The 23,655-nt window shown below is 72.1% G+C and carries 20 protein-coding genes, 1 pseudogene and 2 CRISPR repeat arrays; of the genes and pseudogenes, 13 read left to right on the top strand and 8 right to left on the bottom strand.

Annotation, left to right across the window (positions count from 1 at the left end):
• Position 1 precedes the first annotated feature (1 nt).
• The 9 genes and pseudogenes from ACFQ6N_RS17960 to cas2 form a co-directional block, all read left to right on the top strand.
• Positions 2 to 211 (top strand): annotated as a pseudogene (locus ACFQ6N_RS17960) (IS1380 family transposase); the annotation flags it as partial.
• Between the two features lie 80 nt (positions 212 to 291).
• A CRISPR array of direct repeats spans positions 292 to 580; the repeat unit is 29 nt; unit sequence GTTGCGAACCCTCCAGGGCTGGCTACTGC.
• Positions 581 to 789: 209 nt separating this feature from the next.
• On the top strand, positions 790 to 1,554 hold the full coding sequence (gene cas6, locus ACFQ6N_RS17955; protein ID WP_380650034.1) for a CRISPR-associated endoribonuclease Cas6: 765 nt from the start codon (positions 790 to 792) through the stop codon (positions 1,552 to 1,554).
• Positions 1,551 to 2,984: a hypothetical protein gene (locus ACFQ6N_RS17950; RefSeq protein ID WP_380650033.1), complete on the top strand. Its 1,434-nt coding sequence runs from the start codon at positions 1,551 to 1,553 to the stop codon at positions 2,982 to 2,984. Before cas6 ends, ACFQ6N_RS17950 begins: the two co-directional genes overlap by 4 nt.
• Positions 2,985 to 4,046, top strand: coding sequence for a type I-B CRISPR-associated protein Cas7/Cst2/DevR (cas7i, locus tag ACFQ6N_RS17945; protein ID WP_380650032.1), 1,062 nt, complete (start codon positions 2,985 to 2,987; stop codon positions 4,044 to 4,046).
• On the top strand, positions 4,043 to 4,756 hold the full coding sequence (gene cas5 / locus ACFQ6N_RS17940; RefSeq protein WP_380650031.1) for a CRISPR-associated protein Cas5: 714 nt from the start codon (positions 4,043 to 4,045) through the stop codon (positions 4,754 to 4,756). Before cas7i ends, cas5 begins: the two co-directional genes overlap by 4 nt.
• Entirely contained in the window at positions 4,738 to 7,128 is a 2,391-nt protein-coding gene (cas3, locus tag ACFQ6N_RS17935) for a CRISPR-associated helicase Cas3' (RefSeq protein ID WP_380650030.1), read from the top strand. Before cas5 ends, cas3 begins: the two co-directional genes overlap by 19 nt.
• A complete protein-coding gene (locus tag ACFQ6N_RS17930) occupies positions 7,125 to 7,646 on the top strand; it encodes a CRISPR-associated protein Cas4 (RefSeq protein WP_380650029.1) in 522 nt (173 codons plus the stop codon). The genes cas3 and ACFQ6N_RS17930 overlap by 4 nt, the downstream gene beginning before the upstream one ends.
• Positions 7,646 to 8,626, top strand: a complete 981-nt coding sequence (gene cas1b / locus ACFQ6N_RS17925) for a type I-B CRISPR-associated endonuclease Cas1b (protein WP_380650027.1) — start codon at positions 7,646 to 7,648, stop codon at positions 8,624 to 8,626. Before ACFQ6N_RS17930 ends, cas1b begins: the two co-directional genes overlap by 1 nt.
• 6 nt (positions 8,627 to 8,632) lie before the next feature.
• A complete protein-coding gene (gene cas2 / locus ACFQ6N_RS17920; RefSeq protein ID WP_380650025.1) occupies positions 8,633 to 8,896 on the top strand; it encodes a CRISPR-associated endonuclease Cas2 in 264 nt (87 codons plus the stop codon).
• Between the two features lie 89 nt (positions 8,897 to 8,985).
• Positions 8,986 to 9,995: a CRISPR direct-repeat array (repeat unit 29 nt; unit sequence GTCGTGATCAGCCCTGGAGGGCTTGCAAC).
• A gap of 179 nt (positions 9,996 to 10,174) precedes the next feature.
• Here the strand turns inward: cas2 and ACFQ6N_RS17915 are convergent.
• The 5 genes from ACFQ6N_RS17915 to ACFQ6N_RS17895 all read right to left on the bottom strand — a co-directional run bounded on the left by ACFQ6N_RS17915 (position 10,175) and on the right by ACFQ6N_RS17895 (position 15,966).
• Positions 10,175 to 10,705, bottom strand: a complete 531-nt coding sequence (locus tag ACFQ6N_RS17915; protein ID WP_380650024.1) for an IucA/IucC family C-terminal-domain containing protein — start codon at positions 10,703 to 10,705, stop codon at positions 10,175 to 10,177.
• Between the two features lies 1 nt (position 10,706).
• On the bottom strand, positions 10,707 to 11,636 hold the full coding sequence (locus tag ACFQ6N_RS17910) for an IucA/IucC family protein (RefSeq protein WP_380650022.1): 930 nt from the start codon (positions 11,634 to 11,636) through the stop codon (positions 10,707 to 10,709).
• Positions 11,637 to 11,676: 40 nt separating this feature from the next.
• Positions 11,677 to 12,975, bottom strand: coding sequence for a ferric iron reductase (locus tag ACFQ6N_RS17905; RefSeq protein WP_380650020.1), 1,299 nt, complete (start codon positions 12,973 to 12,975; stop codon positions 11,677 to 11,679).
• 420 nt (positions 12,976 to 13,395) lie between these two features.
• Entirely contained in the window at positions 13,396 to 15,231 is a 1,836-nt protein-coding gene (locus ACFQ6N_RS17900; protein ID WP_380650018.1) for a glycoside hydrolase family 15 protein, read from the bottom strand.
• A gap of 156 nt (positions 15,232 to 15,387) precedes the next feature.
• On the bottom strand, positions 15,388 to 15,966 hold the full coding sequence (locus ACFQ6N_RS17895) for a hypothetical protein (protein ID WP_380650016.1): 579 nt from the start codon (positions 15,964 to 15,966) through the stop codon (positions 15,388 to 15,390).
• Between the two features lie 330 nt (positions 15,967 to 16,296).
• Here ACFQ6N_RS17895 and ACFQ6N_RS17890 point away from each other — a divergent pair, with 330 nt between their 5' ends.
• The 4 genes from ACFQ6N_RS17890 (at position 16,297) to ACFQ6N_RS17875 (ending at position 20,591) form a co-directional block, all read left to right on the top strand.
• Positions 16,297 to 17,574, top strand: coding sequence for an ABC transporter substrate-binding protein (locus ACFQ6N_RS17890; protein WP_380650014.1), 1,278 nt, complete (start codon positions 16,297 to 16,299; stop codon positions 17,572 to 17,574).
• 113 nt (positions 17,575 to 17,687) lie between these two features.
• Positions 17,688 to 18,539 carry a carbohydrate ABC transporter permease gene (locus ACFQ6N_RS17885; protein ID WP_380650087.1) on the top strand — a complete coding sequence of 284 codons (852 nt, stop codon included), beginning with the start codon at positions 17,688 to 17,690 and terminating at the stop codon, positions 18,537 to 18,539.
• Positions 18,536 to 19,369 (top strand): carbohydrate ABC transporter permease, encoded by an 834-nt coding sequence (locus tag ACFQ6N_RS17880; RefSeq protein ID WP_380650013.1) that lies wholly within the window; start codon positions 18,536 to 18,538, stop codon positions 19,367 to 19,369. Before ACFQ6N_RS17885 ends, ACFQ6N_RS17880 begins: the two co-directional genes overlap by 4 nt.
• 34 nt (positions 19,370 to 19,403) lie before the next feature.
• Positions 19,404 to 20,591, top strand: coding sequence for an ABC transporter ATP-binding protein (locus ACFQ6N_RS17875; protein ID WP_380650011.1), 1,188 nt, complete (start codon positions 19,404 to 19,406; stop codon positions 20,589 to 20,591).
• Between the two features lie 34 nt (positions 20,592 to 20,625).
• Here ACFQ6N_RS17875 and ACFQ6N_RS17870 read toward each other — a convergent pair whose 3' ends face one another.
• The 3 genes from ACFQ6N_RS17870 to ACFQ6N_RS17860 all read right to left on the bottom strand — a co-directional run bounded on the left by ACFQ6N_RS17870 (position 20,626) and on the right by ACFQ6N_RS17860 (position 23,625).
• Positions 20,626 to 21,471, bottom strand: coding sequence for a universal stress protein (locus ACFQ6N_RS17870; protein ID WP_380650009.1), 846 nt, complete (start codon positions 21,469 to 21,471; stop codon positions 20,626 to 20,628).
• A gap of 223 nt (positions 21,472 to 21,694) precedes the next feature.
• Complete coding sequence (locus ACFQ6N_RS17865) at positions 21,695 to 22,717, bottom strand: hypothetical protein (protein ID WP_380650007.1); 1,023 nt, start codon at positions 22,715 to 22,717, stop codon at positions 21,695 to 21,697.
• Positions 22,714 to 23,625 carry an ABC transporter ATP-binding protein gene (locus ACFQ6N_RS17860; RefSeq protein ID WP_380650006.1) on the bottom strand — a complete coding sequence of 304 codons (912 nt, stop codon included), beginning with the start codon at positions 23,623 to 23,625 and terminating at the stop codon, positions 22,714 to 22,716. The genes ACFQ6N_RS17865 and ACFQ6N_RS17860 overlap by 4 nt, the downstream gene beginning before the upstream one ends.
• Positions 23,626 to 23,655: the final 30 nt, after the last annotated feature.

Genomic DNA, 23,655 nt, shown 5'->3' with positions numbered 1-23,655 from the left:
TCTGTCAGCTCGGTGGGAAGGCATTTTCTACGTGCACACTACCGGGCCACGTCCCCGGATCGTCGTCTCCGCTGACGGGCGCGGGGTGGTCAGCCATGCCGGGTCGTGGTTGCTGGCCGATCCCATCGATGCCACCGGCCTCGCTCATGCCTTCGGCGACGCTCTGCGCCGGCTGCGTCCGCGTGGCACCGGACACGATCCAGGCCGGATCACGCCCGCAAGCCTGTTGAGGGCCCTTCAGGGCTGATTGCCACCCCTGATGCCTCAGAAGCAGCCTCTGGGGCTGGACATCTTGTGAACCCTCCAGGGCTGGCTACTGCCACGAAGCGCTACGGCAACCGGCAGGAGGAGATCGGGTTGCGAACCCTCCAGGGCTGGCTGCTGGGAAGATCCACTACCTGGGCACGGACTACCAGTTCGGGTTGCGAACCCTCCAGGGCTGGCTACTGCGCCTTGCCCTGTGATCCGGCCGTGCGGTGTGCCTCATGTTGCGAACCCTCCAGGGCTGGCTACTGCCACCGCGAAGCCCTCGGCCTCCAACTCGTCGACCCGTTGCGAACCCTCCAGGGCTGGTTACTGCCCGAGGGTAAAGCACCAGGCCCGAAGGCGTGGGCGGCCTGCTTGCGGCGGTGCTGTTGCGGCGACTCGCCGGTAGTGCATCGCCGCAGGTCAGGGCGCTTTGGATCCGGTGGTTCCGCGGGTGGAAGCTGTTCTGGTCGAGGGGCCGGCGGCGGTGCCGGGGCCTTTAGCACAAAAGGCTAGCTATTGGCGCATATTGTGAGGAATACGATGTCGATCGTTCGCGCCCAACTAGCTTGCGGCGTGTTCGGGTTGCGACATGCGGGTCGGGAGAGTGCGGTGCGGCTGAGGGTCGATGTGACGCCGGATGCGTCGAGTGTGCGGTGGGAGGACCTGCACGGCGCGGCGCGGGGTGTGGTGTACGGGCTGCTCGGTGGCCAGGATGAGGCGCTGGCGCGGGCTTTGCACGACGGGGGGTGGCGGGGGAAGCCGTTGAAGCCGGTGGGGGTGGCCGGTCCGCTGTTTACGGGGGCGCCGCGCAGGAAGGGCGTGTACTGCACGTCGAGTGACGGGTCCGTGTGGTTCGGGTCGCCGGTGCCGGAGATCGCGTCGGTGTTGGTGAGGGCGCTGGCCGGGACCGAAGAACTGGTGTGGGGGGCCACCCGGTTGCGGGTGCGCGGGGTCGCGGTGGATATGGACGCGGCTCTGTCGGCGGGGGCAGGGCCGGTGGAGCTGGAGACCGTGACACCGGTCGTCCTCAAGTACGAGGACCGCAATTTGTTGCCGGGCGACGAGCACTATCTCGACCGTCTGCAGCACAACCTGGCGCACAAGGCGGACGTGCTGGGTTTGCCGGCGCCGCGTGGCGTTGAGGTCCTGGAGGCCGGCCCCCGGCGGCGGTTCACGGTTCGTGGGGCGCCGCGGATCGGGGCCCGGGTGCGGGTGGCGATGGAGGCTGACGGCCGGTTCGTGGATGCGATCCGTTCCTGGGGCCTGGGTCTGGACACGATCCAGGGTTTCGGGTGGGTGCGGTGACCTCCCTCGTAGCCACAGGCCATCCGTTGCAGCGGGCGGGTGCCTGGGCCGCGGCGGTGATCGCCGAGCGCGATGATCCGAGCCGGGTGAGCGTCGCCGACCTGGACACGGTGTCGTCCATTCTGACGGCGGACGTGCTGGCGGCCGCGACGGCGCCCAAGGGCAGCGGCCGCTACGACTGGTGGAAGGTCCTGTTCGCGCTGTATCCGAACTCGAAGGCCACGCACAGCAAGCGGTCCTCCGACCCGGACGTGCTGACGCCTGACATCGAAAGGCTCTTCGCTCCGGACCTGCCGGGCGCCGGGCCGATGAGGCCGTGCACGTTCTGTGCCGCCGGTACGGCCGTCGTGTGGGCGAAGTCCAACCTGCCGCTGTTCGACACCAGCAAGGCCCTGAACACCTTGCCGCCCGGGGTTCCCGGCTGGCCGGTCTGCCGGGGGTGCCGGATCGCGATGTGGGCGCTCCCTTACGGTGCCTGGGTGACGGCGGGTTCGGCCACTGTGCTGTCCTGTGAGGATCGTTCTGCGGAGCGGGAGTTCGCCCGCCGTAACGTGCGGCGCGCCCGCCGTGTCATGCAGGCCGGGTTTACCGGGCTGCCCGCCGGGACCAGGCCGGAGTTCCTCGTGCTCACCGCGCTGCGGGATGCCACTGACGGTCTGTGCGCGACCACCCTGTGGAGCTTCAAGAACGACAACCAGGAACCCTGGCTGCGCGTCACCCGCACCCGGCGCGCCATCCCGGCCTTCCTCGCCACCGTGGACGGCAACGCGCCACTGCGCCGCGGCTGGCAGCTGCTGAGCCTCTCCCTGAACCGGTACGACGACGAAGGGGGGATCGCCACCAGCGGCGCGAGCGAGGCGGCGCGGCTGCTGTTCGAGGCCGAGGACGGGCGGAGCCGGCCGCTGCTCGGACAACTGCACCGCGTCCTTGCGGACGCAGACGGCGCATGGAGCGTCACCGACCGCGAGGCCCTGGTCCGGCTCGCCTTCACCTACGCCGAGGAGGTCTTCGGAATGGAAACGGATCTCGAACCGGTGGCGACGCTGATCGCCGACTGGATCGCCCGGGGTACCAGCCCGCGCGGGCGCCTGGCCGAGTACCGCAGGGCCGCGCTCAGCGACTACCTGCTCGGCTCGCTCCTGGTCCAGGCCTACACCCGTCTGCAACTGGACGGGAACAAGACCCAGTTGGCGGGACCGGAGCTGTGGAAGCCGCTGATCCGACGTCAGCCGCGGGCCTGGGAGCAGCGGATGCTCCTCTTCGCGCAGGTGTCGGTGATGCTCCAGCAGCGCGGCGTCCCGGTCGGCGGCAAGGAGCCCGACCCGCAGCAGGAACGCGCGATCCAGCAGCTGGCGGATCAGCCGGCGTTCGCGCAAATCCGTGGCGACGAGTACGACGGCTACCACGACTACGAGACGGAGCAAGCGTAAATGGCGTACCTGGCAGGAATGATGGTGCTCTCCGTGCAGGCCGGGGCACCCAACAACGGACGGGGCGAGGACACCATGTCCCGCGTGAAGTACGCGAGGATCAGGGGCCGCAAGCACCCGTACGTCTCCGCGCAGGCGGCGCGCCGCTGGATCCGGGAGACCATGGTCGAGCGCGGCTCGGTGCCGTCCCCGGTCACCAGGGTCGGCAAGGCCCAGGGCAAGGCACAGAAGGCCAACACCCAGGCCCACCCTGTCCGTTACGCGGACGACGACCTGTTCGGCTACATGCGCACCGGCGCGAAGAAGGACGACGCGGCCACCACCCTGCGCGACAGCCCGTTCATGCTCGGCACCCTGATGTCCGTCGAACCCGTGTATCCGACGGAGGACTTCGGCGTCATGTCGCGCGGGGTCACCGAACCGGTCCTGCACGGCCACGAGTTCTACACCGCCGACCTCGCCGCGCCCTTCCTGCTCGATGTCCCGAGAATCGGCACCTTCACTCTGCCGGGCCCCGACGGGGTGGGGCGACCCAACTACCTCACACAGGAGCAGGCCCTTCAGGTGGCGGAGGCCGCGGTGCTCGGCGCCACCACCGGCCTGTTCCGTGACCAGCCGGCCGTGCGGCTGCCGCTGGAGGAGCGCCGCTGCCGGGCCGCGTTGCTGCCCGAGGCGATCGCGCACCTGAGCGGTGGCGCGAAGCAGGCTCTGCACTACGGAGACCGGGTACCCGCCCTGATCGTCCTCGTCCCCTTCAAGGGTGGCATCAACCCGCTGGGTAACGTGATCGACAGCGACCCCGATACGGGAGTGCGCGTGCGTGGCGACGTCCTGGTCCAGGAGCTCGGGGCGTGGGCGGGGGAGTGGGAGGCCCCTGTTCGCATCGGATGGCGGCCCGGTTTCCGCGACCAGGCGCGCGAGGACTTCGAGAAGCAGTGCGCGCGTGAGCTGGACGAGGGCAGTATCGTCATCGACCACCCCCGCACCGTCCTGCTCCAGCTCGCCGACGACCTGCGTGAAGGCCGGCTGGACGGCTGGTTCGACGACCCGGAGCCGCGATGAGCCCGGTACTGCCGACCGGGTCGCTCCGGGCGCTGCGTGCGACGTTCCACGCCCCCGTGGCCTCCTTCCGGGACCCGCTGTTCCCCGGCATCACCCGCATCCTCCCGGTGCCGCCGCCGTCCACCGTCCGCGGGCTGCTTGCCGCCGCCACCGGCGCGTACACCGAACCCTTCGTCTTCGGGATGGCGGCCTGGTCGGAGGGCCACGGCACGGACACCGAGACCTACCACCCGATCGCCGCCGACGGCAGCAACCAGGCCATCGGGGGTCGTGTCCGGGCCGGAAAGGGCGGAGCCACGGCCAAGGACCGGCCCTTCCTCGCCGACGTCCACCTGACCCTGTGGCTCCCCGAACCGGACGGCGACCGGTTCGCCCGGGCGCTGCGCCGGCCGCGCCACGCCCTGCGCCTGGGCCGCTCCCAGGACCTCGTCCACCTCACCGGACTCGCCCAGGTCCTCCTCGAACCCGCCGAACGGGCGGTCGTCGGCCACGCCCTCGCCCCCGTCGACGGCCACGACGTGCCTTCCGCCCACGAGCACCGCCTCGCCGACACCGTCTCCGCCGACCGTCTCACCACCAGCTGGTCGCCGTACCTGTGGTGCGACGAGCCCGTCGGAAAGGCCCCGGTCCGTGGCGCCTACCGCGAAGCACCCACCGACAACGAACACCCGCTCAAGGACACCCAAGCCGTATGGCTCCTGACCCCCTGACCCCACCACTACGGCGCGCCCTCACCGACCTGCGTGCCAAGTCCCTGCCCCGCGACGACCCGGAACGCCTCACCGTCCACCTGCGCACCGTGCACGACACCGTGGCCCAGCTCGAAGCCCGCATCGCCACCGCCGGCGTCATCGCCACCGAACCCCTGTTCTGGGCCCAGGTGCGCGCCGCAGCCCTCCTGCACGACGCGGGCAAGATCGCCGAGAGCTTCCAACGACAGCTCGAACCCGGCGGCGAACCGTGGGGAGAACGTCACGAAGTCCTCTCCCTCGCCTACGTCGACCTCCTGGCCCCGGCCGCGGCCTGGAGCCCCCAGGAACGGCTACTGATCGCCACCCTCGTCGCCGGCCACCACCGGCCACTCCTCGCCGCATCCTCCCTCGGCGGCGGCAAGCCCGCCCTGTCCCGCCTCTACAACGCCGGCACCCGCTGGGACCAGGCGCTCGGCCGCCGGCCCGGTCCCGACAGCAGGCCGCAAGTGCCACGCGGCCTGCACCAGGAACTCCTCGCCTGGCTGGCCGGCTTCCTCCGGACCGAACCGGTGCCGCCCGCGCCCGGCGACCCGACGACCGCCGACCGGGCCCGCCTCCTCCTCGGGGAGGTCCTCGTCGCCTGGAGAGAACCCGTCAAAGCCCACACGGGCCTGCTCGCCGTCCTCGCCCAAGGCGCGCTGACCCTCGCCGACCACGCCGGCTCGGCCCACGTGGACCTGCAGACCCACATGCCGTTGCCGACCGACTACCTGGCCCGCCTCCCGTACACCCCGCACCGCCACCAGCAGCAGGCCTCCGACACCACCGGGCACCTGGTCCTCATCGCCCCCACCGGCAGCGGCAAGACCGAAGCCGGACTGGCCTGGGCGGCACGGCAGTTGGCCGGCATGCCCGGGCGGCCCCGCCTCGTGTGGACCCTGCCCTACCGGGCCTCGCTCAACGCCGCCCGCACCCGCTTCGAGCGCACCCTCCAACCGGCCGCCGGCCAGGAACGACCCGACATCGGACTCCTCCACGGCGCCCTCGCCCGCACCCTCCTCACCGAAGCCCTCGAAGACGACTGCTGCGGCCCCACCAAGGACGGCGCCCGCAAAGCCCGCGCCCGCGCCAACGCCATGCGCCTGTTCACCCAACGCCTGCGCGTCGCCACCCCCCACCAACTCCTTGCCGCCGCGATCGCCGGTCCCACCCACTCCTCCGTCCTCCTCGAACAGGCCAACTCCCTCTTCGTGCTGGACGAACTCCACGCCTACGACCCCGAAACGTTCGGCCGCCTGTGCGCCGCCATGCGGCTGTGGGAACAACTCGGCAGCCGGATCGCCGTCCTGTCCGCCACCCTCGCCCCGCCGTTGCTGGCCATCGTCAACGAGAGCCTTCAGCACCCGGTCACCTGCCACCGGGCCGCACCCGGCACCGCCCCCATCCGCCACCGCCTCGTCGTCGACGACCTCGCGCTGGTGCACCCGGACAGCGTTTCGCGCCTGGAGGGTTGGCTCGGCGAAGGCCACAGCGTCCTCGTCGTCACCAACACCGTCGCCACCGCCCAGAACCTCTTCACCGCCCTCGCCGACCACGCCCGGCAGCAGCGCCCCGATGATCCGCGTGCCGCGCTTCTGCTCCACTCCCGCTTCAAGAACCAGGACCGCGACGCCATCGAGACCTGCCTCCTGGCACGCCACCCCGAACGCCGGCCCGGCGAACCGCGCCACCGCGGCGGCCTCGTCGTCGCCACCCAGACGGTCGAGGTCTCGCTACAGCTTGACTTCGACCGGGGAGCGGTGGAGAACGCCCCCGTCGAGGCCGTCGCCCAGCGCGCCGGCCGCGTCAACCGCCGAGGCCTGCACCCGGACGGACCGGTCGAGTTCCGCGTCCACCGCACCGACAGCCACCGCCCCTACGACCCCGGAGCCGTCGACGCCGCCTGGTCCGCCCTCACCACCCTGGTCGCCGAAGGCGTCACCACCCTCAGCGAACAGGACATCGACCGCCTCCTCCAACTCGCCTACGACACCGACTGGGGCCGACATTGGGCAGACCGGGCCAGGCAGGCACGCGACGACTTCACCACCGAGTTCCTCACCTTCACCGACCCCTTCCACGACCGCACCGAACACGCCAAGACCCTCGGCGAACGCTTCGACACCGTCGAAGTCCTGCTCCGCGGCGATGCCCAGAAATACCGGGAGCTCGCGGTCGGCGAGGAAGCGGACCCCCTCCTCGCCGCCGGACTGCTCATCCCCCTGGGCTACGGCCTGCTGAAGACCTACAACGCCACCTTCGACCGCGCCCTCGGCATCCACCTCATCGACGGCCGGTACGACCACGTCCTCGGCCTTCGCCCACCCGCCGAGCCGGAGACCATCCTGTGAAACCCGTCCCCACCAACCCACTCGACGACGACCAGGGCCTCGGCGGCGTCCACATCAAGTACCTCCGCCACTGCCCGCGCCAACTCTGGCTCGACTCGCGCGGCTACCGCCCCGAAGGCCGCAGCGACCTCGTCGCCTTCGGCGAAGTCGTCAACGAGACCACCTTCGCCCGCCGCCGGGACGTCGACCTCGGCGAAGCCCGCATCGACTGGGTCACCGCCGGCGCCGTCATCCACGAAACCAAGTCCTCCCGCGCGCCCTCACCCGCCCACGACGCCCAGGTCCGCCACTACTGCCTGCTCCTCGAACGCCGAGGCGTCAACGTCCGCGGCGGCATCGTCCACTACCCCCTCATCCGCCGCACCACCGACGTCCCCTGGAACGAGGAGTCGCGGGACCAGGCCGAGGCCGCCGAGGACGAAGCCCGCACCGTCATCGCCTCCACCACACCCCCCGACCGCCAGACCCGCGCCGCCTGCCGCGGCTGCTCCTACCTCGACTACTGCTGGGGAACCTGATGCCCGCCGCCGGCCGCACCTACTGGCTCACCGAACCCTGCCGCATCCGCCGCGAAGACAACAGCATCCGCATCGAACGCCCCGACGGCAGCCCCGTCCACATCCCCATCACCGACATCCGCGACCTCGTCACCTTCGACCACGTCGACCTCAACACCTCCGCGATGTCCCTCCTCAGCCGCCACGGCGTCACCGTCCACGTCCTCGACCACTACGGCAACCACGCCGGACACTTCGCACCCGCCGAAGCCATGTCCTCCGCCACCGTCGTCCGCCGACAAGTCGAGATCACCGCCGACCCCGCCCAACGCCTCCCCATCGCCCGCGCCCTCCTCCTCGCCACCGCCGAGAACCTGCGCTGGGCCCTCGACACCGACCTCCTCGACCCGGCACTCGAAACCCTGCGCACCGCACTGCCCGACTGCCACGACACCGACGAACTCATGGGACAGGAAGGCAACTTCCGCCGCACCGCCTGGGCCGTCCTCGACGCCCACCTCCCCGCCTGGCTCCGTCTCAACGGACGGACCCGCCGGCCACCCACCAACGCCGGCAACGCCTTCGTCAGCTACCTCAACGCCCTCGTCTACGCCCGCGTCCTCACAGCCCTGCGCAGCACCCCCCTCCACCCCGCGATCGGCTTCCTCCACGCCGACACCGACCGCCGCCGCAACACCCTCGCACTCGACCTCGCCGAACCCTTCAAACCCCTGTTCGCCGAACGGCTGCTGCGACGCGCCGCCGGCCAGAAACACCTCAAGCCCAGCGACTTCGAGACGGAGGTCGGCCGCGCCGCGCTCAGCTCGGACGGCCGCAAGAAGATCGCCGCCCTCGTACGGGACGAACTCGCGACAACGATCTACCACCGCACGCTCAAGCGGCAGGTCAGCTACGAGGAACTCATCCACCTCGAAGCACTCAAACTCGTCCGGCTCTGCCTGGAGGACACGCCGTACAAGCCCTTCCGGCCCTGGTGGTAGCAGCCGATGTTCGTCATCCTGGTCTACGACACCGCAGCCGAGCGCAACCCGAAAGTCCTGAAGACCTGCCGCAAGTACCTCCACTGGACCCAGCGCAGCGTCTTCCACGGAGAACTCACCGCAGCCCAGTACCGCGCCCTCACCCACACCCTCAACACCGTCATCGACCCCGCCTACGACAGCGTCGTCACCTATACCGCCCGTTCCCCGGACATGATCGACACCACAACACTCGGCACCACCCTCGGCGGGCCGGGCGACATCCTCTGACCAGCGCCGCTGCAGTACCGGCGGGTTGCCGCACCCTCATGATCCACGGTGGTACTCGCAGGAAGTTTGACCTGGGACTTTACCCTCGGGTCGTGATCAGCCCTGGAGGGCTTGCAACCCGTCGTTCTCCTTGCGCTGCCCGGTCTTCTTGTTCGTCGTGATCAGCCCTGGAGGGCTTGCAACCTGTGCCGGCCGACGAGCAGGAGCGGTTCCTCCAGCGGTCGTGATCAGCCCTGGAGGGCTTGCAACAGGTCTACGGCGCAGTCCCCGAGACGGGTGACCGCAGTCGTGATCAGCCCTGGAGGGCTTGCAACAGGATGTCCGCGGTGAGGTAGGGCGCCTCGATCACCGTCGTGATCAGCCCTGGAGGGCTTGCAACATCCCGCCGCCTTGCGGCCGCAGGTACACCACGCGCGTCGTGATCAGCCCTGGAGGGCTTGCAACCCGCCCGCTGGCGCTCCGAGCTCCTCCAAGGCCACCGTCGTGATCAGCTCTGGAGGGCTTGCAACGCGGACGCATCCGCACCACCGCCGTGATGGCCGCCGGTCGTGATCAGCCCTGGAGGGCTTGCAACAGCGGGCCCATGCCCCAGTGCCGGGCCAGGGCGTCGAGTCGTGATCAGCCCTGGAGGGCTTGCAACGTGACGCGGGCGGCGTGGTGCTCCAGGTCCATGCGGGGTCGTGATCAGCCCTGGAGGGCTTGCAACGCGATGGGGCCGGCCGTGCCCTCGCGCTGGGCGATCCCGTCGTGATCAGCCCTGGAGGGCTTGCAACAGGTTGTCCAAGGTGGTACCGCGGTAGGGCTTGGGTCGTGATCAGCCCTGGAGGGCTTGCAACCCGAGCGGACCGAACCGGGCACCCCGAACGGGATCCAGTCGTGATCAGCTCTGGAGGGCTTGCAACGTCAGCTCGTACGAGCCGACGCAGCCCGGCAGGTCGAGTCGTGATCAGCCCTGGAGGGCTTGCAACCGAGGCTGACGTCCCGGTCCTTGAACACCTCCCACAGTCGTGATCAGCCCTAAAGGGCTTGCAACGTGAGCGTGCGGTCACGGGCCTTGTCGCGTTCGGCGCGTCGTGATCAGCCCTGGAGGGTGCGGAACGATCCCATGATCGGGCCTGGCAATGGCGGGTGCGTCGGGGGTCATGTTCCGGAGCGATCGCAACGAGCCAGGCCAGGGGTAGAGGTCCTGGGCTTGGTCGGTGGTCATCAGCCTCGGAGGGCTACGGAACGCGGGTAAGTTGTGATCACGAGCGCGAGGGCCCCGGAAGGCACCGCTCGTCATCGGTGGCCGACGAGTGGGTTGGGGGTCCACCCCCATACGTCGGTTCGGGCGTCGTCGGCCAGCCGCATCGTGGTGTAGGCCTTCACGGGCAGGGTCGGGGCGAAGAAGAGGGCGTGGTGCCGACGGTTCCAGTCGTCGGCGGGCAGTTCGGCGTAGGTGGCGTCGACGGTGCGGGCCACGTGGTGCCACAGTGCCTCGTTCCCGGTCCGGTGGATGATTTCCGCCAGGAGCATGACCAGCGCGCCGGCGAGCTTGGTGTGCAGGACGACCGGGTCGTCGGTCGTCAGGCCGTCGCGGAGCGCGGGGCAGTTCCCGAAGCGGGCGGGGCTGATCCGGACGCCGCCCAGGTCGCGGTAGAGGAGCCGCACCGGCCGGGCGTCCCGGTCCAGGACCAGCAGGGTGTTCTGCCCGTGGGCCTCCAGGGCGACGCCGCGGTCGAGCATCCGCAGCAGTGGCGGCACGGTGACGGCCACCACCGCCGCCGCGTCGGGGCCGGCGGCGGCGAGGGCCGAGAAGGGGACCGCCACCTCACCGGGCCGGAGATGGCGCTCCGGGGGTTCCCTGAGGACGGCGGACAGGTGGGAGTCGATCCGCGCGGCGTGCACCTCGCGCAGGAAATGCCAGCCCGGGGAGGTCGGGCAGCACGCGCGACAGCGCCGGACCGTTGTCCACGGCGGCCCGGGACAAGCCGCGTACGGCCGCGGTCAGTTGCACGTCGATGGAGGTCTTGACCTGCCATCGCGGGGTGGCGAGCGAGCGCAGCGACATCAGGGGCCGGGCCGGCCATGAGGCCGCGGGGGTCAGGCCGTACCGGGGCAGTACGTGGTCCCGCTGCCAGGGGTGGACGGGGAGGAGGAGGGTTTCGCCGTCGACCAGCGGCCAGCCGGGTGTGGTCCGCAGGCGTTCGCGCGGGACCGCCACCAAGGGGAGGTCGATGGTGGGGCGGTACTCGGGCGCGTACCTGACCAGCTCGGCGATGGACATTCCGGGCCGGTTGCGACAGCACGGATGGACCGGATGGCCGTCGACGACGCTCTGTTCGTACCAGGAGCTGTCGCGTGTCCCGGCGTCGCCCGCCGGCCCGTGCGCACGGGCGAGCGCGAGTCCGTCGACGCTTCCGGAGACCTCCGAGGCGAGCCGGTCCCCGGCCGGCCCGCGCCACAGGGCGCGGACCAGGTCAGCCGGGTCGGTGACGGTCCGTCGGCCGACCGTCAGCCCGGGCAGGGCCGGGGAGATGATTCCCGCGGCCGCCGCGGGACCGGTGACCAGGCATCCGTTGTCGAAGGCGACCGTCAGCGAGGAGGCGTCGTCCTTTCGCCACAGCAGCCCGGGCAGCGGCTCGCGGGCCAGCGCACCCCACAGCCGCCCCAGCACGGCGGCCCGCGCGGCCGGCCGGACGGCGTCGAATCGGGTGACGAGTTCGGGCAGGGTCGCCGTCAGTTGGGCGCGGTACGCCACAGTCGCTCCTGTCTCGGTCCGTGCGGCCGCCGGGCGGTGTCTAGGACGTCCGCCGCGAACCCGCAGCCATTCGCCATTCGGGAGGTACGCCGGTGTCCCTCAACTGCCAGCCGCCGTCGCGGCGGAGCCGGTCCCGGTAGCCGAAGACCGTGTCGGGAAGGGGGACGGTCGGGCCGCCGTGCTTGGCGAAGGCCTCGCGGGCGGCCCGGTGGAGGCGGTGCGTCGCGACCCCCAGCGCCCCGGCCGCGACGTCGGCCAGGCGGGACAGCGCGTGGTGCGCCATGAAACCGTCGTAGGTGAGGCCGAACATATGGGCCGGGGGCTGGTGGACGTCGCGGGAGATGACGTTGGCCGGCGGCAGGTCGCGGTTCATCCCCCGGGCCCGGCGGATCCCCGGGTCGATGTAGACATCGCAGTCCCGGTAGAGGACGGCGGTGCGCCGGCCGTCCCGGTCGAAGGCGAACAGGGCGTTCTGGCCGTGCAGTTCGAGCGCGCACCCGGTCTGCCGTGCGGCGCTCAGCCAGAGCCGCACCATCGGCACCACCACCCGCCGGGCCAGCCAGTCCGCCGCCGCCTCCGTACTGCGGGCGATGAGCTGCTCCATCAGCGTCGGGTCGTCGGGACGCCGGACATCATGCCCGTAGAGGGCGAAGAGCGGGACGGTGTAGTGCGGTGGCCCGGCGGCGAAGTCACCGTCCCCCGGGGGTCCGTGGCCGGGGCCGACGGTGTTCCCGGCGCGTGGCCGGAACTCCCGGACCAGGAAGCCCCACGCGGTGTCGGGCTCCGTGCCGAGGACCCCGCCGCCCGTCTCGGGCAGCACGGGCAGCCCGGCGGCCGCCATCTCCTCGCACGCCCACAACTGGGCCGAGATGACCGGCTGCCGCAGTGACCTGACGAACCGCGAAAGGCGCCTGGGGTAGTGCAGTTTGACGAAGTGCGGCTCCACCGGGACGCCGCCCATGCGTTCGACGAAGACCGTCCTGGCGTTGGCCGAAGGCACCACCAGCAGGTCGGGACCGCGCTCGGCGGAGCGGAGGACGTCACGCCCCGGCAGCGGGCCGTGGGTCAGCGTCGCGGGGTGCACGGGCAGGAGGAAGGCGTCGCCGGCGCGGTAGAGCCCGGCGACGGCGGATTCGAGACGGCTCGGGAGGAACACGCCGAGACCGGGGGGCACCACGAAGGTGGGGACGGTGAAGCGCCGGCGTCCGCGCTGGGGGTGGTACCGGTCGGGAATGTCCATGTCCGCGGAGTAGGCGCTGTAGCCGCGGGTCCCGCCGCCGAGGTAGCGCTCCGCGTACTGCCAGGTGCCGAGCAGGTCTTGTGCGTGGTCGAGGATCACAGCCACCGCCCGGGGGAGGACGTGTCGTCGACGCGTTACCGCGCCACCGCATGCTCGATGGAACGCGTCGGCGGCATCCTTCGTGTCCACGACGAGGACCCCGAAGCCGCGGGGTGTTCGGTCCCCATGAGTCCACGCCGATCCGCGCTCCGTGGCAACCGCGCGCGGGGGGCGCTCGGGGCGCTCGGGGCGCACGGGGCGCGCGGAGGCGTTCGGAGACGTTCGGAGACGGGAGACGCACCGCACGGAGACCGCCGACGCGGGCGAGCGCCGTACGCGGACCCTCCCGCCGCCACCGGTCGACCGGTCCGACCGACTGTTCCCGGGGTCTCGCGGCAAGGGGCCGCCGCCGCGCACCCGGGAGGTCTTCGACGATCTCGGCGTCATCGAAGCCGTCCAGGCGGCCGGGCCGTCGCCGCGTCAGCCCAGCGCGCGGTCGAGGTTGAAGGCGGCGCTGATCAGCGAGAGGTGGGTGAAGGCCTGGGGGAAGTTGCCGAGCTGTTCGCCGGTCGGGCCGATCTCCTCGGCGAACAGCCCCAGGTGGTTGGCGTAGGTGAGCATCTTCTCGAAGGCCAGCCGGGCCTCCTCCAGCCGGCCCGCGCGGGCCAGCGCCTCCACGTACCAGAAGGAGCAGATCGAGAAGGTGCCCTCGGGGCCGCGCAGTCCGTCCGGGCTGGCGGCCGGGTTGTAGCGGTAGACCAGCGAGTCGGAGACCAGGTCCGCGGTGAGGGCGTCCAGGGTGGAGAGCCACTTGGGGTCGGTGGGCGAGACGAACTTGGCCATCGGCATCATCAGCAGCGAGGCGTCCAGCTCGCCGTCGTCCAGGGCCTGGACGAACGCGCCCCGCCGGTCCGACCAGCCGCGGGCCATGATCTGCCGGTAGATCGCGTCCCGGGACCGGCGCCAGCGGGGCAGGTCGGCGGGCAGGCCGCGGCGGTTCGCCATCCGGATCGCCCGCTCCAGTGCCACCCAGCACATCAGCCGGGAGTACACGAAGTCCCGGCGGCCCGCGCGGGTCTCCCAGATGCCCTCGTCGGGCTGGTCCCAGTGGTCGCAGAGCCAGTCCGCCACCGCGCCGACCTCGTCCCAGCGGGCGCTGCTGATCGGCTGCCCCCACTTGTCGTACAGGTAGACCGAGTCGATCAGGGCTCCGTAGATGTCCAGCTGGAGCTGGCCGGTGGCGGCGTTGCCGACCCGCACCGGCGCGGAGCCGAGGTAGCCCTCCAGGTGCGGCAGCTCGTACTCGGGCAGCTCACTGCGGCCGTCGATGCCGTACATGATCTGCAGCGGGCCGTTCGCACCGGTGCCGCGCAGGATGCCCCGCTCGCCGAGGAACCCCATGAACGCCTCGGCCTCCGAGGTGAACCCCAGGCGCAGCATGGCGTAGACGCAGAAGGCGGCGTCGCGGACCCAGACGTACCGGTAGTCCCAGTTGCGCTCGCCGCCGATCCGTTCGGGCAGGCTGGTGGTCGGCGCGGCGACGATCGCACCGGTCGGCGCGTAGGTGAGCAGCTTCAGCAGCAGCGCGGAGCGGTTCACCATCTCCCGCCACCGGCCGTGGTAGCGCGAGCCGGCCAGCCAGTGGCGCCAGAACCGGACGGTCGCCTCGGCCTGCTCCTGCGCCTCGGCGCGCGGACACGACCGGGTCGGGACGTCGTCGCCGATCCGGTCGAGGGCGAACACGTGGGACTCGCCCTCGACGAGCTTGAAGTGCGACCACACGTCCAAGCCGTCGGACTCCAGCGGTGCGGTGGAGGTCAGCGCGAGCGTCAGCGACGGGGAGCGGAAGACCGCCTCGTGGCCTTCGAGGCGCACGGTGTGCGGCTCGGCGCCGTAGCCGAAGCGCGGGGCGATCCGCGCCCTGAACGGGAGGACCCCCCGGACGCAGACCACCCGCCGGATCAGCCGGTGCCGGGCGGCCTCGCGGGACTCGTCGACCACGGGCATGAAGTCCTGGATCTCCGCCACCCCGTCCGCCGCGAAGAACCGTGTGATCAGCACGTTGGTGTCGGGGAAGTAGAACTGCCGGGTGCGGGTCGGGGCCTCGGCGGCCAGGTCGAACGACCCTCCCCGGTCGGCGTCGAGGATGGACCCGAAGACACTGGGCGCGTCGAAGCGCGGGCAGCAGTACCAGTCGATGGTGCCGTTGGTGCCGACCAGGGCGGTCGTCCGAAGATCGCCGATCAGGCCGTGTTCGGAGATCGGCAGGTAGCGGCCACTGGCCGCCTGCTCGAAGCCGGTCGTGTCGAACGCCATGTCGGCCTCCTGCCGCTGCGGCGCGGGCCCGGAGACGAAGCCCTGCCTCTCATGCTAGATCGACACTCGGGGCGCGGCTCGGGGCGCGGCTCGGGGCGCGGCTCGGGACGGGCCGTGCCCGCCGGCGGGCACGGCGGGGCCGAGGTAGTCGGGCGGCTACCGGGACAGCACCACGGTGGAGACGAAGAGGACGACGGCGAGGACGACGGTGCCCAGCACCGCGAGCCGCACGGGCGACAGCCGGTCCCGGAGCTGCTTCTCCGGCTGGACGCGCAGGCTCGGGCCGGTGCTGTGCTTCCACCAGTCGACGACCTGCCGGAAGTCGGCGTCGAAGTCCTCCGATGGGTGGAGGTCGCTGGTCATCAGGGTGGAGATCCAGTGGCGCCGGCCGTCGGTGGTGTGGATCCGGGCCACCCGTGTGGGCGCGCCGCGGCCCTGGAACTCCGAGACGTCGATCCAGGAGATCTGCTGCCAGGAGTAGGTGCGGCCGCGGCCGAATCCCCAGGAGACGGTGACCCCGTCGGTGCCGATCCGGCTCCAGTAGCGCATGGAGAGGAGGCGGCTCGCGGCGGCCAGCGCCACCGTCCCGCCGACCAGCAGGACCATGGGGCCGAGGCCGAGGTGGAACTTCAGGTGGCCGGCGACGAGTTCGCCCGTAACGACGATGAGTACCGGCCCGAGATCGGTCCAGTCCGGACGGAACCTGTCTTTCCCCCGGAAGATCAGTTCATTCACATGGCGCACCCTACGCCGCCCTCGACCCGGCCTCGCGGGAGGGTCGGGGGCGCCGGCCGTGCGGCTCCCGTCAGGGTGGGTCGAATACCGACAAGTCGGCTGGTACCGCACCTGGTTGTGCCGGCTCGCGCTGGGCGGGGACGGCCCCGGCAAGCCGACGGGCTGTCAGGCCGACGAGCCGACGAGCCCGACCCCGGTACCGATCAATAGGGTTGAACGGAAAGCTGACCTATCTCCCCCGTCCGGCTGGCGGCGGCGCGGCACGCGGCGGGTGGATGGGGGCGCGGGGCTAGGGTCGGCGGCGCCGGTCCGTCCCGGCACGGGAGAACGATGCCGAGGATCCCCAGAATCCGTTCGCGGTGGGCGCGCGCCGCCGCCGGGCTGTCCGTGCTCGCGTCCGCGCTGACGGGCTGCGGGGGCGGCGGCCACGGCAGGGCGGTCACCCTGGACTGGTACAACTTCCCGGACGACTCGGGGGCGCTCCAGCAGGCCGCCGACCGCTGCGGGCAGCAGTCCGGCGGGCGCTACACGATCCGCTACGACAAGCTGCCCCGGGGCGCGGACGGCCAGCGCCAGCAGCTGGTGCGCCGGATGGCGGCGCACGACAGCGGCGTGGACATCCTCGGCCTGGACGTCACCTGGCCCGCCGAGTTCGCCGAGGCGGGCTGGATCCGGGAGTGGACCGGGACGATGCGGGACCAGGGCACCGCCGACACCCTCGACGCGGCGGTGCGCACCGCCACCTGGCGGGGGCGGCTGTACGCCGTGCCGTACAACTCCAACACCCAACTGCTCTGGTACCGCGACGACCTGGTGTCGAGCCCGCCCTCGACCTGGGCCGGGATGCTGGCCGAGGCCGAGCGGCTGGCGGGGGAGGGCAAGCCGCACCGCGTGGAGATCCAGGGCGCGCAGTACGAGGGCCTGACGGTCTGGTTCAACACCCTGGTCACCAGCGCCGGAGGCACCGTCCTCACCCCCGACGCGCTGGCCCCCTCGCTCGGGGCGCCCGCCGTCACGGCGGCCTCGGTGATGCGCGACCTGGCGGTGTCCTCGGCCGCCGACCCCTCGCTGCCCAACCAGATGGAGGACCAGAACCGGCTCGCCATGGAGTCCGGCACGGCCGCCTTCGAACTCAACTACCCCTTCGTCTACCCCTCGATGAAGGCGAACCGGCCCGACCTGTTCCCGCACTTCCGCTGGGCCCCGTATCCCGCCGTGACCCCCGGCCGGCCCGCCAGTGTGACCATCGGCGGGATCGACCTGGCCGTGGGCGCCTACAGCCGGTACCCCGACCTGGCCTTCGAGGCGGCCCTCTGCCTGCGCGACCGGGAGAACCAGCTCACCAACGCGCTGAAGGGCGGCCTCCCGCCGTCGCTGCGCGGCCTGTACGGGGCGGCGGAGCTCACCGAGAGCTACCCGTTCGCCGCCGAGGTGCTGGCCGCCCTCGACACCGCGAGCATCCGGCCGCAGACCCCGGCCTACCAGAACGTCTCCATCGCCGTCTCGCACACCCTCTCCCCGCCCGCCGGCATCCGCCCGGAGCAGGACGTGGCCGATCTCGGCGGGCAGATCCGGGACGCCCTCGGCTCGAAGGGGCTGATTCCGTGACACCGACCGCCGGCGCCCGCGACACCACGGCACCCCCGCCCCCGCCACGACCGCTTCCACCGCCTCCGCCGGCGCCGGCCGGCCCCTCCCGGGGCGCCCGCCAGGAACGCCGGCTGGGCCTGCTGCTGTGCGCCCCCGCGGCCTTGGTGATGCTCGCGGTCACCGCCTACCCGATCGGCTACGCCGTCTACCTGTCGCTCCAGCGCTACGACCTGCGCTTCCCGGAGCAGGCGCACTGGGTCGGGCTCGCCAACTACGGTGCGGTGCTCACCTCCCCGTACTGGTGGCAGGCGCTCGGCGTGACCGCGCTGATCACCGTGGTGTCGGTGACCGTCGAGCTGCTGCTCGGCCTGGCGCTCGCCCTGGTGATGCACCGCACCGTCCTCGGACGCGGCACCGTCCGCACCGCCGTCCTGGTGCCGTACGGGATCGTCACCGTGGTCGCCGCCTACTCCTGGCAGTACGCCTGGACACCGGGGACCGGCTACCTGGCCGCCCTGCTGCCCGAGGGCAGCGCCCCGCTGACCGATCAGTGGCCGGCCGTCGGCCTGATCATCCTCGCCGAGGTGTGGAAGACCACCCCGTTCATGGCGCTGCTGCTCCTGGCCGGCCTGGCCCTGGTGCCGGAGGAGACGGTGCGGGCGGCGATGGTCGACGGGGCGACCTCCGGGCAGCGGCTGCGGCTGGTGGTCCTGCCGCTGATGAAGCCGGCCATCCTGGTCGCCCTGCTCTTCCGCACCCTGGACGCCTTCCGGATCTTCGACAACGTCTACGTGCTCACCGGCGGATCCAACGGCACCGGCTCGGTGTCGATCCTCGGCTACGACAACCTCTTCACCGCGCTCAACCTGGGCATCGGCTCGGCGATCTCGGTGCTGGTCTTCGTCTGCGTGGCGCTCATCGCGCTGGTCTTCGTCAGGCTGTTCGGCGCGGCCGCGCCGGGCGCCGGGCCGGAGCAGCGGTGAGCGCCCGGCACGCCCGGTCGCTGACCGGCTGGGGCGTCGTCAACCTGACCGTCGTCCTCTACGCGCTCTTCCCGGTGTGGTGGATCGTCGCGCTCTCCTTCAAGGCCCCCGCCACCCTCTCCGACGGCGCCTTCGTGCCGCGCACCTGGACCTGGGACAACTACCGGGGCATCTTCCGGACCTCGGAGTTCACCCGCGCCCTGGTCAACTCGATCGGGATCGCGGTGATCGCCACCACCGTCGCCGTCGTCCTCGGCACCATGGCGGCGTACGCGGTGGCCCGGTTGCGCTTCCCCGGCAAGCGGCTGCTGATCGGGGTGTCCCTGCTGATCGCGATGTTCCCGCCGATCTCGCTGGTCTCCCCGTTGTTCGACATCGAGCGGGCGCTCGGCCTCTTCGACACCTGGCCGGGCCTGATCATCCCGTACATGACCTTCTCGCTGCCGCTGGCGATCTACACCCTGTCGGCGTTCTTCCGCGAGATCCCCTGGGACCTGGAGAAGGCGGCCAAGGTCGACGGCGCCACCCCGTGGCAGGCGTTCCGGCTGGTCATCGCGCCGCTGGCGGCGCCCGGCGTGTTCACCACCGGCATCCTGGTCTTCATCTTCTGCTGGAACGACTTCCTGTTCGCGATCTCGCTGACCTCCACCACCTCGGCCCGGACCGTCCCGGCCGCCATCGCGTTCTTCACCGGAAGCTCCCAGTTCGAGCAGCCGACCGGCTCGATCGCGGCCGCCGCCGTGGTCATCACGATCCCGATCGTGGTCTTCGTGCTGCTCTTCCAGCGCCGCATCGTCGCCGGCCTCACCGCCGGCGCAGTCAAAGGTTGAGACCGCCGCACCCGGCGGACCGGAAAGGCGGACCGTGGCCGAGATCGTCCTCGACGGCATCACCAAGCGCTACCCCGACGGCGCCCTCGCCGTCCGCGACGTCGACCTCACCATCGCCGACGGCGAGTTCGTGATCCTGGTGGGCCCCTCCGGCTGCGGAAAGTCCACCACGCTCAACATGATCGCCGGGCTGGAGGACATCACCGAGGGCACCCTGCGCATCGCCGGGGAGGTCGTCAACGACCGGGCCCCCAAGGACCGGGACATCGCGATGGTCTTCCAGAGCTACGCCCTGTACCCGCACATGAGCGTGCGCGACAACATGGGCTTCGCGCTGCGCCTGGCCAAGGTCGACAAGGCGACCATCACCGCCAAGGTCGAGGAGGCCGCGCGGATCCTGGACCTGACCGGGCACCTCGACCGCAAGCCCGCCAACCTCTCCGGCGGGCAGCGCCAGCGGGTCGCGATGGGCCGGGCGATCGTCCGCGACCCCAAGGCCTTCCTGATGGACGAGCCGCTGTCCAACCTCGACGCCAAGCTCCGGGTCCAGATGCGCACCCAGATCGCCGCGCTCCAGCGCCGCCTCGGCACCACCACCGTCTACGTCACCCACGACCAGGTCGAGGCCATGACGCTGGGCGACCGGGTGGTGGTCATGCGCTCGGGCCTCGTCCAGCAGGTCGGCTCGCCGCAGCGGCTCTACGACGAGCCGGTCAACCTCTTCGTGGCCGGGTTCATCGGCTCGCCCGGGATGAACTTCCTCGGCGCCGCGCTGGAGGAGAACGCCCTGCGCACCTCGCTGGGCGCGCTGCCGCTGGACGACCGCACCCGGCGCGCCCTGGAACGCGCGGACGCGCCCCGGGAGCTGATCGTCGGCATCCGCCCCGAGGACTTCGAGGACGCCGCCCTGACCGACGGGCACGGCGGCGGCGCCACCTGCACCGTCACCGTCGAGGTCCGCGAGTCCGTCGGATCGGACGTCTACGTCCACTTCGCGGAGCAGGGCGGCCCCGTGGCGACCGAGGAACTCGCCGAACTCGCCGCGGACTCCGGCCGCGCCGACACCGGCATGCGGGAGCACCGCGTCGTCGCCCGGCTGAGCACCGCCACCCGGGCCGCCGAGGGCGGTCCGCTGGACCTGTGGATCGACACCGCCCGGATCCACGTCTTCGACCCCCGCGACGGCGCCAACCTGACCCACCCGGAACGCGCCGCGGGGTAGCCGCAGGAGGAGCCGTGGGCGTGGGGTGGCCCGGTCAGCCGTACGGGACGACGGCGACCGGGCAGTGCGCGTGGTGGATCGCGGCGTGCGCCACCGGGCCGAGGTGGTGCCGCAGCGGCGCCCGGTGCCGGCGGCGGCCGACCACCAGCAGCCGGGCCGTCGACGCCGCGTCCACCAGCTCCACCGCGGCCTTGCCCCGGACCAGGTCGGCCGTCACGTCGACGCCCGGGTGGCGGGCCCGCCACGACTCCAGCGCCTCGGTGAGGTCGGCCCGCTCGTCGGCGGAGACCTCGCGCTCCAGCCCGCCGATGGCGCCGTACGACATGTGCTCGCTGCCGGCCGGCGGGGCCCACACGTGGACCACCCGCAGCGGCGCCGAGCGGAGCGCGGCGGCCTCGAAGGCGAACGCCAGCACCGGGTCCGCCGGTCGGGCCAGGTCGAGGCCGACCGTCACCGGCCCGTCCGGCTCCTCCCGGCCGGCCCGGACCAGCACCACCGGGCAGCCGGCCCGGCGCAGCACCTCCTGGCTCACCGAACCGACGAGGAAGCCCCGCAGGGTGCCCAGCCCCCGGGAGCCGAGCACGAGCACGGCGGCGCGCTGCGCGGCGGCCTCCAGGGCCTCGGCGGGTTCGCCGGACACCGGCGACGCGGAGACCGCCACCCCCGGTGCCAGCGCGCGCAGCTCGTCCGCGCGCCCGGTGAGCCCTGCCAGGGCGCGGTGGTAGGTCTGGTCGCTGCCGACCACGTCCCGCTTCGGCCACGGCCAGGCCCGGAGGAGTTCGAGCGGCAGGGCGCGGCGGAGCGCCTCGCGGGCGGCCCACTCGGTGGCGGCCAGGCTCTCGGGTGAGCCGTCGAATCCGACGACGACGGGTCCGGTCACGGCGTCCTCCGCGGTCTCGGGGCGGACCGGGGCCGGTGGGCCGACGGGGTGGGCGTTCGGCCGGCTCGGTCCGTCCCCAGTATCGGCACGGGCCGTGACCGGCGCCTCCCGGGGCGGCCGCCGGTCACCGACGGTGAGCGGCAGCCGCCCCGGGAGGCGGGAGGACGGGGGACGGGGGACGGAGGGCGGAGGGCGGGAAGGGCGGGGCCGGGTACGACCGGCGTCAGGCGCGGATCCGGCGGAAGACGACGACCAGGACGACGGCGGTCAGCGCCAGCAGGATCCCGGCCTCGACGAGCTGGATCGGCACCAGGTGGTCGGCGGGGTGGTACCGGAGCCAGGTGCCGGCGGCACCGTCGCACCAGTCGGAGCCGCCGCACGCGTCGGTGCCGACGCGGCTGCCGTCCGGCATGACGACGCCCCGGTCGACCAGCCAGGCGTTGGTGGGCTGAAGCGTCAGGACCGTATCGGTGGGGGCCAGCGAGGGGTCCCTCATCACCACCTCGTCCACGACGGGGTGGAAGTACGGGCGGGCCCACACGACCAGGCCGTGGACGATCGCGACCAGCGCCCCGGTGAGGAACATCGCGGGCAGCGTCCGGCGCAGCAGCCGGCCGACCAGGACGCCCAGTGCCAGCGCGAACAGCGACCAGGCGACCGGGGCCACCCCGAGGGCGGGGTAGGTGAAGAACTGGAACGGCGGGTCGAAGGCGACCGGCCCGTGCACGATGTCCGTCCACCACACCCAGGTCATCAGCACGGCGACCACGCCGCTGAAGACCAGCACGGCGAGGGCGGGCACCGCGAGGCGGACGGCCAGCCAGCGCACCGGGCTGACGGACTGCGCGCGGATCAGCCGGATCGTGCCGCGCTCGTACTCCTGCGCCAGCAGCGGCGCCCCGACGAACACCCCGACCAGCAGCGGCACGGCGGTGACGGCGGGCTGGAGGATGGAGACGAACCAGTAGTTCGGCTGGTTGATCGGCGAGAGCAGCGTCCAGCAGCGGGTGCTGGACCAGGAGTCGGGGTAGTAGCAGCCGGTCCGCCGCAGGACGCCCACGGTGTGTTGGCTGGCGATGTGGATCCAGACCAGTTCGGCCGCCACCACGACCAGCAGGACGAGCATGGTCCTTAGCAGCACACGGTTCTGACGGAGCGACAGCCAGAGCAGCCCGCGCAGCCGGGGCGCGGCGGGGCGGCCGCGCGCGGGAGCGGCGGCGGGGTCGGTCAGCAGGTCGGTGCTCATGCGGAGGCCTCCGCCTTCTCGTGCTTCTCGTGCGCGGCGTTCGCCGGAGCGGTGCCCGGGGCCGGGTCGGCCGGGGCGCGGAGGTAGCCGAGCAGCAGGTCCTCCAAGCCGGGGCGGGTGGCCTCCCACGGGCCGGCCGGCGGCTCCCCGGTGCGCACCAGCGCGGTGGCCCGGCGTCCGGCCGCGCGCCGCTCGATCACCAGGCCGTCCGGGAGTTCGGCGCCCTCGGCGGGCCCGGCGAGCAGCAGGTGCCCGTCCAGGATCTCCTCCAGGTCGCCGGCCAGCCGGATCCGCCCCCGCTGGACGAGCAGCAGGTGGTCGATGACGCCGTCGAGCTCGGGAAGGATGTGCGAGGACAGCACGATGGTGGTGCCGCGCTCGGCGGCGGCCGACATCAGGCTGCCCATCAGCTGGTTGCGGGCGAGCGGGTCCAGGTCGGCCATCGGCTCGTCGAGCAGCAGCAGGTCGGGGACCTTGCCCAGGGCGAGGGCGAGCGAGACCCGGGTGCGCTGGCCGCCGGAGAGCGAGCCGATCCGCGCCCGGGGCCGCAACTCGCCCTGGTCGACGACCGCCTGGGCGGCGTCCTCGTCCCAGGCCGGGTTGAGCTCACGGCCCATCCGCAGCGTCTCGGCGACGGTGAGGCCCGGGTAGAGCGGCTTGTCCTGCGTCACGTACGCGACCCGGGCGCGCTGCCCGGGCGTGTCGGCTGGCTCGCCGAACACTCGCAACTCACCCTCGGTGGCTGTGAGTTGACGGGCCGCCAGGGAGAGCAGGGTGCTCTTGCCCGCGCCGTTGGGGCCGACCACGCCGCAGATCCGGCCGGCCGGGACGGTGAAGTCGCAGTCGCGCAGCGCCCAGCCGCCCCGGTACTTCCTGCCGAGGCCCACAGCCTCGAGAGCGGGCGCCATGGTTGTCGGGTCGTCCACCCGGTCCCCCCA

It is taken from the genome of Kitasatospora sp. NPDC056446, assembly GCF_042796115.1.
Classification (GTDB): Bacteria; Actinomycetota; Actinomycetes; order Streptomycetales; family Streptomycetaceae; genus Kitasatospora.
This window is presented reverse-complemented; position numbering and strand designations above follow the sequence as displayed.